Origin of the sequence: Rickettsia amblyommatis, from assembly GCF_002078335.1 — a bacterium.
Taxonomy (GTDB): Bacteria; Pseudomonadota; Alphaproteobacteria; order Rickettsiales; family Rickettsiaceae; genus Rickettsia; species Rickettsia rickettsii.
Genome location: NZ_CP015012.1, coordinates 1,271,907 through 1,284,234 on the forward strand (window position 1 = coordinate 1,271,907; position 12,328 = coordinate 1,284,234).

Consider the following 12,328-nt stretch of genomic DNA (forward strand, 5'->3'; position numbering starts at 1 on the left):
GTTTTAGGTTTAATGTGTAATTTTTATATCAATATTACGGTTATTTTTTCTGGATTCCGGCTTTTAGCTAAGAATGACATAGGAAACTATACACATGACCCTAGAAATTACCGGAAGTGAGTTAATTAAATCTAAACTTATAGATGCTCCTGAACGTTCAGGGGTTTATCGAATGTTTGACGTTAACAAGCAAGTTATCTATGTCGGTAAAGCTAAAAATTTAAAGAAACGCCTTACTAATTACATTAAAAGTGATTTAGATAATAAGACGCTTCGGATGATTGCAAATACTTGTTTTTTAGAGTATAGCATTACTAATTCCGAAGTTGAAGCACTACTTTTAGAAGCACAGCTAATCAAGAAATTTCAGCCGAAATTTAATATTCTTCTTAAGGACTACAAGTCTTTTCCTTTCATTAAGTTACGTTTAGATCATGATTTTCCGCAATTACTAAAATATCGAGGTAAAACTCTAAGTGACGGGAAGTTTTTTGGTCCTTTTGCCTCGAGTGCGGAAGTTAATACTACTTTGACCGAACTACAAAAAATTTTTAAATTACGTTCCTGCACAGATAATTGCTTTAATTCACGTACTCGCCCTTGCTTACAATATGAAATAAAACGTTGTTATGCTCCTTGCGTCGGTAAAATAAACAAGGAAGACTATAGAGACTTAGTAACTCAGGTTAAAGATTTCTTACAAGGTTGCACTCAAGAACTCCAAGAGAACCTATCTAGAAAGATGGAAGAGCTCAGTAGTCAGATGCGTTTTGAAGAGGCGGCAGAAATTAGAGATCGCATTAAAGCACTTAGTTATGTGCAGCTTAAGGCAGGGGTTTCAGATGTCGTTAAAGACGCAGATATAATCGCTATTGTGGAAAAGAACGGGCATTATTGCGTGGAAGTGTTTTTATATAGGGCAGGGCAAGCATGCGGTAATATTCCTTATTTTCCTACTTCTACCGCAAATAGTACCAAAGAAGAAGTATTAGAATATTTTTTATTACAATTTTACCAAAAACAACACGTACCTGCGGCAATTATAATTAATCATGAAATTAATGATAAAGAGAATGTGATAGAGGCGATTAAGAAAATCAACAATATACTTCAGCTTAATATTACGGTACCTAATAAAGGTGGTAAGGCTAAATTAGTTCAAAATGCCGAGACAAATGCTTTATTTTCTCTAGAGCAGTATTTGAAGAAATTTGCAAAAAATCAAGAGATTATGTTTGAAATTAAAGAGCTATTTGGTCTTTCTGAAATTCCTGAAAGAATTGAGATTTATGATAATAGCCATATTCAAGGTAAGTTTGCGGTTGGAGTGATGGTAGTTGCTGGTAAAGTCGGTTTTGATAAAAAAGAATATCGGGTTTTTAATGTCAATGCTCCCTCTCTCGTATGTCATCCCCGCGAAAGCGGGGATCCAAAAAGGTTAATGGATTCCCGCTTTCGCGGGAATGGCATAAAGAACTGCGGGGGTGACATAAAAGGTGATGATTATGAGATGCTCCGGCAAGTCCTAACAAGGCGGCTTACAAGGTTAAGGCAAGAGCCGCATAAATTGCCAAGCTTAATGATTATAGACGGCGGCAAAGGGCATTTAGGCGTCGTTAAAGAGGTGATGGATAAATTTGAAATGAATATTCCTTTTGTTTGTATGTTAAAAGGAGTAGAGAGAAATGCCGGTCTTGAACGGTTCCATGTGATAGGTAAGGAAGTATTTACTCTAGATAAGAATTTGCCGGTTATGAAATATTTACAAATCTTGCGAGATGAGGCACATAATTTTGCCATAAAGAATCATAGACTAGGTAGATCACGTGCTATAAAAATATCAAGCCTTGACGATATAGAGGGCGTAGGTGAAACTCGTAAAAAAGCATTACTGCATTATTTCGGTTCGTATAAAGCAGTATGCGACGCAACCATAGATGAGCTTGCTAAAGTAAATGGTATTAACAAGTCGCTTGCTGAGATGATTTTTAATGTTTTGCACAGCAAAAATTAATATTATAACTCATGAAAAACCTAGTTGTATGAGTCGCGATGTCATTCCCGCGGAGGCGGGAATCCAGTTACTAAAAAGTCTAGACATACTAAATTTTAAAAATTAAAAGCTCGATTTATCCTACTTGTCACTGAATTCCCGCTTCTGCAGGAATGATATCGAGCAGGTTTCTGGATTTATGCAATAAGGCTAGCTTTTTATATCCTCAATAGGATCTTTAAGTTCTTGGCATGCTTCGCCCATTAATTTAGGTTCATTATTCTGAGATAAATCATTAATATTAAATTTAGTTAAGTCAGGATAATATGGAGTCATTGTACCATGAATAGAATAATTTAAAGCTCATGTCATTAAAGAGTTAACAGCATCATTTTTTTGCTTAGTAGAGTAATACATATTACGCATATTTTCTGAATACGTAGCTATATCAGCTAAAGTGCTGCCATTAACGTCATCACGTGAACTAAGCTTAAATTTTATTCTCCCATTCTCGTCCTCACATAGGAATTATTATGCTATATTTTCCTTCAATACTATTTTGCTTAGACATAAAATCCTCATAATTCAATTATTAACCTTGAGTTAATATATTAAATTATTTAAAACTTCAAGTAAATATATAATATATTTTATATGACTTTCCTCGTAATGAAATTAGAATACCACCATCCTAGAATAAATATCACAAGACTCATTATCATCCCTATAAACACTCCTCTAAGGTTAAAATATTGCAACGATAAAGAATAATATTCCCATATTAAGAAGGTAGCTGCTCCGCCAAGTGATGATAAGACCATTATAGTTTTAGATGTTCTGATACCAAAAAGCGTTGTTATTAACGGTACTAATATTACCGGTCCCCAGAAACCAGTGAAGAATACTACTAAGTCAATTACATTACTAAATTTTAAAGCTACAATTATTGCAAAACTTCCTATTATAACGTTAATAATTCGAGCAATTAATAATAATTTTTGCTGATTTTTAACCTTAAAAATAGGATTGATTATATCTTTAACAATAGCTATAGAAGTAACGTTTAAATCAGAATCAGCAGTAGACATAACGGCAGCTAAGAGTCCGCTCATTACTATCCCTTGAATTAAAGTCGGGATGATTTGGTTGATTAAATAAGGTAATACTAAATTTGACGGTTGGTTTGGATAAAGCTTATAAGCAATTAAACCATTTAAAGTAATGCAAATCAAGAAGAAAAAATATATAGCGGACTTTGCATATATTGCTTTAGTTGTTTGCGTAGGATTTTTATTAATTAAAGCTCTTTGAATAAATGTAGGATATAGATTCATGACGCTAAAGCTTAAAGCTGCTGCAATTGTATAAGAAAGTAGGTTGCTCTGATCAAAATTTGCATTTTCCGTAGGTAGGTTATTAATAAAATCTACAAAACCGATTTTATTTAAACTGATAAAAGTTATGGTTGGTATAGCGATTATCATCGCCAAAAATTGTAGTAAATTAGTAAAAACAATAGATTGTAAACCGCCTATTGTAGTATATATAAGTACTATACTATAACTTAAAATTACCCCATTTATATAATTTATTTCTAAGATATATTGAAAAATATAGCCACTTACGCTTATTTGAGCAGCCAAAAACCCCACTGAAACGATAACCGAACTAACCCCTCCGATAAAACGACCTATATTACCATAATATGTACTCAGGATATCGCCGATGCTTTCAGCTCCGTAATGTTTGGCAATTAAAGGCACTATATAGATTGCAATTAATATATCTATAGGTATTGTAAGTATAAGAGCGTAAGCATAATATTCATGCCCCAAAAAAGCCTTTTCCATAATGCCGAAAGTGGTAGCGCCTCCGACAGAACTTGCAAATATCGTAGCTATTAATAACAGCTTACTATTTTGCGCTTTCCTTTCAACATTTGCATAGTTCTTAAAACTACTATGTTTAGCTCGGTAATATATACCAATAAGTAGAATAGATATTAGGTATATGAATACGATAATATTATCAATAGGTAAATTAAACATAAATTAGATTTTAAAGCTCAAACTTATAATTTGTTCACAATATATATTTAGTCAAGAATGCTAGATTTATAATTATGTGTCATAATCTGTTCCAAGAAGTTCAGTATCCGGTGTCCAAATATCTTGGTTGGGATCATATTTATATATTTTACCGTGGAGTTTAATTTTTTTTCAGTAGTTTTTTTCTTTAGGGGATAGTTAGCGTTTGATTGAGTTGTAGTTTTTATATTTTTACAATATTTATGTATTTTAAAAATACCTATTTTAAGTTGTGGCATAATTAACCTTTATTTATGTAAAAAAAATCATTATTAACATTAATCAATAATTATTTCCAATAAAACATAATAAAAATTAATAAGTCAATATTTTTTAAATTAACCTATATTAAAATAGTTCTATAGGTCATTATTGAATATGTTTAAGAAACCTATTCATGTACTTCACCAGCTAATTCAAGTCCCAACTCTTCAGGATTTTCATCAGCAACTACAACAATTTTAGATATTCTTGAACCGGTATAGAAATTTGTAGTATCATTTAATTTTTCTATATCTGTAGTGGTAACAAGAGAATTATCTATTGTGCTAGGAATTATTATTTTGAGACGCTATTGCAAGGCTTAAAAAAGCTTTTTAATTCAGGTTTATCATCGAGTACTAATTCTATTAGTTTTTTATCTCGATGATCTGCTCCATATATTATTAGTAATTTAACCATTTCTGTGTAGCCTTCATGAATAACTAATTGAAGAGGTGTATATCCATCTAAATCTTTTAACTCTGTTGAAGCTCCTTTTTCTAGTAAAAATTCAGCTATATCATAAAGTTTGCAGTAAATAGCCTTATGTATAACTGTATGATTAAACGAATCTTGAATATTGATATCATCACCTTGATCTAAAGCCTTTGTTATAAGATGTTTTAGTTGAGCGGTTTGAAAACACTTGGATTGGTAAAAAGAATATGCTCCGTAAGTGATGTGAAACTGTTCGAATAGTTTATCTAGTGTAATGTAGCCGGAGTCTTGTGCAGAAGATGAAGATATCAGTACTACTTCTTGAATGGCCGATAAACTAATGCTAGGAATAAAATTGGAAGAAGTAAATAGGAGTTAGGGTGTCGTCTGCTCTAGTAAGGTAACATCCAGACACCATACCTGTATCATAAGAAGATGTTTGTTCTGTTATTAGAGTAGCCATGTTCGCTTCTATTTCTCTAACTTTAGCCATAAAATTACTATAATCATTTACCTTAAATTAATATATTAAATAATATGAATTTTCAAGGTGAAAATCACTTAAAAAAAATCCATAAAATCATTGGATTAAGCTTTGTTGTGTGGTGCGATGTCATTCCTGTATGGCGTTGTTGTGTGGATCAATTTCCCCTGTGTCATCCTGCAACTTGATCGCGGAATCCATTCTAAAATACTAATAATATATTTAACTCATCCTTGTTAAAAACCCTTGACTCCTTGATATTCCTATAATATCCTATAATTTTCCATTAAATCCCAAATTAACCCAAATTATACCAATGAATGTATTTTTATCTAAGTATGTAAATGGTGTTGATAAAAAGAGTAGGGTGTCGGTGCCGGCGAATTACCGTGCGGTACTAGGGAAAGAATTATTTAACGGTGTAATTGCTTATCCGTCGATTAGGAATAATTGTATAGAGGCGTGCGGTATTTCGCATATCGAGAAATTAAGGCAGATGATAGAGACGCTTGATCCTTATTCCGAGGAGCGTGATGCGTTTGAGACTATGATATTCGGGGAAGCTGTACAACTTGCCTTTGATGGGGAGGGAAGAGTTATATTGCCGCAATCTTTAATGAAGCATGCAGGAATTGAAGAGCAAGCATGTTTTGTAGGTAAAGGGGTGATTTTTGAGATTTGGCAGCCGCAGAATTTTGAGAAATATTTAAATGCCGCTCAAAAAATTGCTCATGAAAAGCGGTTAACTCTAAGGAATGCTCATTAATGATGCAATCTCACGTGCCTGTAATGCTAAATGAAATGTTAGAGGCCTTAAGCCCAAAAGACGGTGAGTCTTATTTAGATTGTACGTTTGGAGCAGGAGGATATAGCAAAGCAATATTAGAAAGCTGTAACTGTTATGTCACAGCCTTGGATCGTGATCCAAACGTGATTAAAAGAGCCGAAGAAATTCAGCAAAATTATGGTGAGAGATTTGATTTTGTAGAAACGAATTTTGCGGATAGTTTTGCAAAGCTTAAGGAAAAAAAATTTGATGGGATAGTGCTGGATTTAGGCGTTTCATCAATGCAGTTAGATATAGCAGATAGAGGATTTTCATTTTTGCATGACGGACCACTCGATATGCGTATGAGCAGGCAAGGACTTAGTGCCGAGGAGTTTGTCAATACGGCAGAAGAAAAAGAGCTAGCTGACGTAATTTACAAATACGGAGATGAGAGCTTTTCACGAAGAATTGCTAAGAGAATTGTAGAATATAGAAAAACGGCGAGAATTGATAGTACAGGCAAGTTAGCCGAGATTGTTAGAAGTAGTATAGGATTTAGAAAAGGCAAAATTGATCCTGCAACTAAAACCTTTCAAGCCATTAGGATTTATGTAAACGATGAGCTTGGGGAGTTAGAGCAGTTTTTAGTGAATGTAAAAAATATATTAAAGAAAGACGGACGTTTAGTTGTGGTGTCTTTTCACTCTTTAGAAGATAGGATAGTTAAGAATTTCTTTAAAGAAAATTCGGAAAAGCCGGTAGTAAGATCAAAATATGCTAAAGACGACATGACGATTGATCCAAATAAATGGCTTAAGATTATTACTAACAAAGCTCTAGCACCGTCAGATAAAGAAGTAGGGCTAAATATTAGAGCGAGATCGGCAAAACTTCGAGCAGCAAAAGCGATATATGAGTAATTAATTATGAGTATAAGAAAGCTTCACTATTTAACATTATTGATAACAATTATAGCAATATGTAGTTTGTTTAGCATAAAGGAGCGAGTCGCAACTCTTGATTATCAATTAAGTAGCGTTGTAAAACAGATAAATAGTGAGAATAATAATATTCATATTTTAAAAGCAGAGCAAGCTTATCTACTTTTGCCAGCTAGATTGGAAAAACTTGCGGCGGCTTATTTAAAATTAGAAACAGTTAAATCTTATCAAATGATAAAAGATCCGTTAGGGCCAAATATCGATCAAAATATTAAATTTAATCATAATATTAGTATTTCCAAGAGTAGTAAATGGCGTTACAAAAGAATTACAAATAGTAAGTATATACAGACTGTTTCGAGTAGAGTGAAGGATACTCGATGAACTTCAAAAATTGGCTACGTCATCCTACAAGTACTGCGGTACTCACGTATTAAGTATACACTCCATGCCTCGTCTTGTGGATTCCTTGCTCTTTTTGAAGTTGATCTTCGTATCTTGGTAGGATTGTTGCATGGCTTGGAAAAAGCGTTCGATGTCATTCCCGCGTAGGCGGGAATCTAGGGTCAAGCGAGATAAATCGAGCTTTTCAAAAAATCTGGATTTCAAAGATTTTTTACTTTTCAAATCAAGTTTTGAAAAGGTTTTAAAGTACTGGATTCCCGCTTTCGCTGGAATGACATAAGGATTGCGGAAATATTAGTGTTTGAAACACCATAAATAACATATGAAACAAATTTTGGAAAAATGGAAACCTGCAATTAAAAGTCTAATAATTTGGAATGTTTGTAGTAAAAATACAAAAATCCGATTATTAATGGTTATTTGTGGCTTTTCTTTTCTTTTTTGTACTTTATCTTACAGATTGATAATCGTTGCTACGAATGTTTACGATAAAAATATTAATTCCTTTAAAAAAAATCATCAATTTAGAAAAGAAATAGTGGATCGAAACGGTAATTTATTAGCAGTGAACCTACCTTCTGCCTCATTATTTGCTAATCCACAAATAGTACTTGATCCTGAAACTTCTGTAAAAAAGCTAGCAGCAATTCTACCTGATATTAATAAAGCTAAATTACTTGCAGAACTTAAGTCAAATAAAAGCTTTATATGGGTAAAAAGGGATTTACTACCTAGTCAGCAAGAAAAGATAACTAGCCTTGGGTTACTTGGTTTTGAATTTGAAGAAGAGCAGAAACGAATTTATACCTTTTCTAATTTATTGTCGCATGTTGTCGGTTATGTAGGTAGAGACTTGGTAGGGCTTAGTGGCTTAGAGCTCGCTTATGATAAGTATTTAACTAATTCTGATTATGAATTAAACGAACCAAAGAATCGGAAAGAATCGCTTCAATTATCTATTGATATCAGATTACAAAGTATTTTAAGTGAGGAGCTTGATAAAACTTTAAAGCAATTTAAGGCCATAGGAGCAGTAGGCATTATTGCTGATCCAAATAATGGCGAGATTTTAGCATTAGTAAATAAGCCTGATTTTGATCCGCATTATCCGAGTTTAGCCAAACCGGAAGAGCTGTTTAATATAGCAAGTCTCGGCATTTACGAAATGGGTTCGGTGTTTAAGGCATTAACTATGGCAGTCGGCTTTGATACCGGTGCAATAAATATGAATGATGCTTATGATATAAGCTATATGAAAGTAGGAGGATTCCAGCTTAAGGATTATACGCCAAGGCAAGGATGGCATAGTGTACCTGAGATTTTTCTATATTCTTCAAATATTGGCACAAGTCAAATTATGCTTGAAATCGGTAAAAGCAATTTTAAAAAATACCTAAAGAAATTAGGTCTATTAGATCAGTTACAAATAGAATTACCTGAACGAGGTACTCCGTTATTTCCTTCCGAGAAAAGATGGAATGAGTTAACGAGTGTTACTATGTCGTACGGCTACGGCATTTCGATTAGCCCTTTGCATTTTGTTAGAGCAATGTTACCGGTTGTTAACGGCGGTACTTTATATGATCTTACTTTATTAAAAAGAAAGGATGAAAAAGTAATAGGTACAAAAGTTTTTAGTGAAAATACCTCTACCCAAATGAAGAAATTATTTAGATCGGTAGTAAAAGAAGGTAACGGTAAAAGAGCAGAGGTCAAAGGCTATCTTATCGGCGGTAAGACCGGTACGGCAGAAAAACTTTCACAAGGGGCAGGGGGAAAAAAGAAGTATCTAAAAAATAGTAGAGCGTCATCGTTTTTAGGTATACTGCCTGCATCTAACCCGCAATATATTATTTTTATTAGATTTGATGAGCCGAAACCGACTAAAGAAAGCTTTGGCTTTGCAACCGCAAGCTGGACGGCTGCCCCTACTGCCGGTAGAGTATTTGAACGTATGATATCTTTATATGGTTTAGAACCGATAGAACAAAGTGAGGAAGAAAGTTAAAATATTACCTAATAATTATAGATTTTGTCATTGCGAGCAGGCATTGTTGCGTAGATCGGTAAAACCTACTTTATGTCATCCCCGCCTATGCGGGATGACATAAAACGATCTGTGCAACAAAAAGCCTAAATTTTCTGGCAATGACGCATTTATAAGCTAAAAAGGAGGTTTTTATGTCAAAAAATAAAAATATAACAGATAAACCTAGTATACCTATCCCACGGCTTAAGTCTTTTGATCCTACGACAACAAATAAATAATATTATATCAAAACAACTATTTATATCCACAAGTTCCGAGGAACAAGAAGAATTAGAGCTTAGCGGTAATGATAAAAGACCTAACCCTAGTTGTTGTGAGTTATTGTAGAATCCATATTCATTTTTTAAAACTGTACAAAATAGAAAATTAATTTATATTTTGTATACGGTTGATATGGTCGTTGCGTTGGGTGGCTGCGATTTTTCTATTGTCATCCCGTGGCTTGACCACGGGGTCCAGTAACAATGACTACACAAAATGTTGTTTATATAGATCCCGCGATCAAGTCGTGGGATGACAACCTAATTGCCGATCAAGCCACGGTATGACACAGTACAAAACTATATAACAAAAAACTATTTATGTTAAAGATAAAACAGGAAATATATAAAAATAGCTTACAAATAATATTAAAATTGCTGCTTGCTTTGCTATGTTTTTTTATAATATTATTTCCGTTAGTGAGTTATAAAATAAGTATTCAAAGCAGAATCTTTCCGGCGATGGAAATTATATTTATTTATTATTTTATGTCATTATATTCCTTAAATATTTTTAGCATATTTTTTCTCGGTCTATTTATAGATCAAATAAGCGGTATGCCTATCGGTACAAATTCGCTAGTTTTTTTATCGGCATATACGATTTATAAATTATCTTCAAAATATTTTGTAGCTAAAAACTATTTAATAAATTTCATTATTTTTTGCGTTTATTGTTTATTTATATTGAATTTTAAATATTTACTAATAACAATCAAGAAGCTAGAAGCAGACGGATATTTAATAATTTTCTTTCAATTTTTAACAACTATATTTTCTTATAGTATAATTCGTCTTATACTTGCCTCTCCTATGAATTACTTTAAAAAGTATGCTAAATAAGAAAATACTACATGGTGAGTTAATTTCACGAAGAGCCTTTATAATCGGATTAGGTAAACTCGGATTTTTATCGTTGCTTGGAATAAGAATGTTTTATTTACAGCTTATTAAAAGCGAAGAATATAAGACTTTATCGGATAAGAATCGTATTAATTTCGTTGTACTTCCACCGACTAGAGGAAGAATTTACGATTTAGACGGCAATATTTTAGCTACTAATAAACCATGTTATCAGCTAGTAATAGATAGGAGCATTAATAATAATTATAGGGATGAATTAGAAATAATTAGTAATATTCTAAATTTATCTCCGGAAAAATATAATTATATTAAGCACAAAATTAAAAAATCTAGTCGCCACACTCCTTTAATAATATTTGATCAGCTTGATTGGCAGCAGGTATCAATGATTGAAGAACAAAAGCATAAACTCGCTTCAATATTTATTGATATAGGTTATTTAAGGTTTTATCCTTTTTCAAGCTTTACTTCTCATTTAATCGGTTATCTTGGTCAAATAAATGAGCAAGAGAAGCAGGAATTAAATATACATAGTTTAAGCGATTTTAATATCGGTAAATCCGGTATTGAAAAATATTACGATAACAAACTACGAGGAGCATTTGGTTATAAAAAAGTTGAAGTAAACGCTTACGGTAAGCAGGTAAGAGAAATAGCCGGGACCCCTACTAAATCGGGTGAAGATCTGCATTTAAATATCGATGCGTCTCTTCAGCAAAATATCCAGCAATATTTAAATCCTAAAGGTTCTTCGGCAATAGTTATGGATACTAAAACTGGAAATGTACTAATTTGTGCTTCCACCCCGGGTTTTGAATCAAATCATTTCAGTAAATTATCGGAAAATTATTGGCAAAGTTTAATGAGTGATCCTTATAAGCCTTTAATTAATAAGGTAATACAAAATTCTTATCCTCCAGGCTCGGTTTTTAAAATAATTACCGTACTTGCAGCCCTTGAAGTAGGCATTAATCCTAATAGAACCGTTTTTTGCGACGGTAGCGCTGCTCTTGGTACTAATAGCTTTAGATGTTGGAATCATAGCGGACACGGAACGTTAGATATGAGGTCTGCTTTAAAGCATTCTTGTAATATTTATATGTATGAATTAGCAAGAGCAGTAGGTCCGGATAAAATTCTTGAAGTTGCAAGAGAATTTGGCCTCGGCTCAAAAACCGGTATTGATTTAGCTCCTGAAAGTAGCGGGTTTGTACCGTCAAAAGAGTGGAAAAAGAAAAAATTAAAGCTTCCTTGGTCAATAGGAGATAGTTTTAATTTAGCAATCGGACAGGGGTTTCTAGGGGTAACGCCGATACAGCTTGCAAGGTTTATTACGGCTATTGCAAGTAACGGTAAACTGTATACGCCTAGAATATTAAAAAATGATCCGGAATTTTATAATGTCAATATTAAGCCCGAAAATATCACAATAATCCAAGAAAGTTTGTATAATACCGTTAATGTTGCGGGAGGTACGGCGTATTATAATAGAATTTTAGGCAAAAATAGGCAGCTCGCTGGTAAAACCGGTACTTCGCAGGTGCAAGGCAAACTAAATGCTAAAGATGATTTAAGCCGTAAATCTATTGCTTGGGAGAGGCGTAATCATGCCTTGTTCCTAGGCTTCGCTCCTTATCACGATCCTAGTTATTCCGTTACCGTCTTTATTGATCATGGCGGAGGCGGTAGTAAAGCCGCTGCCCCTGTAGCTCGTAAAATTATGTCGGACGTGTTGGATAAGTATTTATAGCTTTTTTCAGTTTGTAGTTTGTGCTA

At 33.4% G+C, this 12,328-nt stretch carries 11 protein-coding genes and 2 pseudogenes; 8 read left to right on the forward strand and 5 right to left on the reverse strand.

The genetic code is table 11. The annotated features are described in order from the left end of the window. The first annotated feature begins 94 nt into the window (after positions 1 to 94). Complete coding sequence (gene uvrC / locus A3305_RS07305; RefSeq protein ID WP_014392362.1) at positions 95 to 2,014, forward strand: excinuclease ABC subunit UvrC; 1,920 nt, start codon at positions 95 to 97, stop codon at positions 2,012 to 2,014. A gap of 189 nt (positions 2,015 to 2,203) precedes the next feature. Here uvrC and A3305_RS11305 read toward each other — a convergent pair whose 3' ends face one another. From A3305_RS11305 to A3305_RS10880, 5 genes and pseudogenes are all read right to left on the reverse strand, one after another. Then, the gene (locus A3305_RS11305) at positions 2,204 to 2,329 is read right to left on the reverse strand and encodes a hypothetical protein (protein WP_014392363.1); all 126 of its coding nucleotides are present in this window, start codon (positions 2,327 to 2,329) and stop codon (positions 2,204 to 2,206) included. A 314-nt stretch (positions 2,330 to 2,643) separates the two neighbouring features. Continuing rightward, complete coding sequence (locus A3305_RS07315) at positions 2,644 to 4,041, reverse strand: sodium:solute symporter (RefSeq protein WP_014392364.1); 1,398 nt, start codon at positions 4,039 to 4,041, stop codon at positions 2,644 to 2,646. 597 nt (positions 4,042 to 4,638) lie between these two features. Then, the gene (locus A3305_RS11310; RefSeq protein WP_264357816.1) at positions 4,639 to 4,761 is read right to left on the reverse strand and encodes a hypothetical protein; all 123 of its coding nucleotides are present in this window, start codon (positions 4,759 to 4,761) and stop codon (positions 4,639 to 4,641) included. Between the two features lie 3 nt (positions 4,762 to 4,764). Then, positions 4,765 to 5,130 (reverse strand): annotated as a pseudogene (locus A3305_RS11660) (ankyrin repeat domain-containing protein); the annotation flags it as partial. Continuing rightward, entirely contained in the window at positions 5,123 to 5,272 is a 150-nt protein-coding gene (locus tag A3305_RS10880) for a hypothetical protein (protein WP_226983914.1), read from the reverse strand. The pseudogene A3305_RS11660 and the gene A3305_RS10880, both read right to left, overlap by 8 nt. 307 nt (positions 5,273 to 5,579) lie before the next feature. Here A3305_RS10880 and mraZ point away from each other — a divergent pair, with 307 nt between their 5' ends. The 7 genes and pseudogenes from mraZ (at position 5,580) to mrdA (ending at position 12,302) form a co-directional block, all read left to right on the forward strand. After that, positions 5,580 to 6,029: a division/cell wall cluster transcriptional repressor MraZ gene (mraZ, locus tag A3305_RS07330; protein WP_014392366.1), complete on the forward strand. Its 450-nt coding sequence runs from the start codon at positions 5,580 to 5,582 to the stop codon at positions 6,027 to 6,029. Beyond that, positions 6,029 to 6,952 carry a 16S rRNA (cytosine(1402)-N(4))-methyltransferase RsmH gene (gene rsmH, locus A3305_RS07335; RefSeq protein ID WP_014392367.1) on the forward strand — a complete coding sequence of 308 codons (924 nt, stop codon included), beginning with the start codon at positions 6,029 to 6,031 and terminating at the stop codon, positions 6,950 to 6,952. Before mraZ ends, rsmH begins: the two co-directional genes overlap by 1 nt. 6 nt (positions 6,953 to 6,958) lie before the next feature. Further along, positions 6,959 to 7,357: a hypothetical protein gene (locus A3305_RS07340; RefSeq protein ID WP_014392368.1), complete on the forward strand. Its 399-nt coding sequence runs from the start codon at positions 6,959 to 6,961 to the stop codon at positions 7,355 to 7,357. Between the two features lie 343 nt (positions 7,358 to 7,700). Next, positions 7,701 to 9,386, forward strand: coding sequence for a peptidoglycan D,D-transpeptidase FtsI family protein (locus A3305_RS07345; RefSeq protein WP_014392369.1), 1,686 nt, complete (start codon positions 7,701 to 7,703; stop codon positions 9,384 to 9,386). Positions 9,387 to 9,559: 173 nt separating this feature from the next. Continuing rightward, positions 9,560 to 9,755, forward strand: a pseudogene (locus tag A3305_RS11665) (hypothetical protein). A gap of 254 nt (positions 9,756 to 10,009) precedes the next feature. Next, entirely contained in the window at positions 10,010 to 10,531 is a 522-nt protein-coding gene (locus A3305_RS07355) for a hypothetical protein (RefSeq protein WP_014392370.1), read from the forward strand. Continuing rightward, positions 10,521 to 12,302 (forward strand): penicillin-binding protein 2, encoded by a 1,782-nt coding sequence (gene mrdA, locus A3305_RS07360; protein ID WP_014392371.1) that lies wholly within the window; start codon positions 10,521 to 10,523, stop codon positions 12,300 to 12,302. Before A3305_RS07355 ends, mrdA begins: the two co-directional genes overlap by 11 nt. Positions 12,303 to 12,328 lie beyond the last annotated feature (26 nt).

Bases quoted from the DNA above. Each gene is read 5' to 3' on its own strand.
- A3305_RS07355 (WP_014392370.1), top strand. From the start codon at position 10,010: ATGTTAAAGATAAAACAGGAAATATATAAAAATAGCTTACAAATAATA.
- A3305_RS07345 (WP_014392369.1), top strand. From the start codon at position 7,701: ATGAAACAAATTTTGGAAAAATGGAAACCTGCAATTAAAAGTCTAATA.
- mraZ (WP_014392366.1), top strand. From the start codon at position 5,580: ATGAATGTATTTTTATCTAAGTATGTAAATGGTGTTGATAAAAAGAGT.
- A3305_RS07315 (WP_014392364.1), bottom strand. From the start codon at position 4,041: ATGTTTAATTTACCTATTGATAATATTATCGTATTCATATACCTAATA.
- A3305_RS07340 (WP_014392368.1), top strand. From the start codon at position 6,959: ATGAGTATAAGAAAGCTTCACTATTTAACATTATTGATAACAATTATA.
- A3305_RS11305 (WP_014392363.1), bottom strand. From the start codon at position 2,329: ATGACTCCATATTATCCTGACTTAACTAAATTTAATATTAATGATTTA.
- uvrC (WP_014392362.1), top strand. From the start codon at position 95: ATGACCCTAGAAATTACCGGAAGTGAGTTAATTAAATCTAAACTTATA.
- A3305_RS10880 (WP_226983914.1), bottom strand. From the start codon at position 5,272: ATGGCTAAAGTTAGAGAAATAGAAGCGAACATGGCTACTCTAATAACA.
- rsmH (WP_014392367.1), top strand. From the start codon at position 6,029: ATGATGCAATCTCACGTGCCTGTAATGCTAAATGAAATGTTAGAGGCC.
- A3305_RS11310 (WP_264357816.1), bottom strand. From the start codon at position 4,761: ATGGTTAAATTACTAATAATATATGGAGCAGATCATCGAGATAAAAAA.
- mrdA (WP_014392371.1), top strand. From the start codon at position 10,521: ATGCTAAATAAGAAAATACTACATGGTGAGTTAATTTCACGAAGAGCC.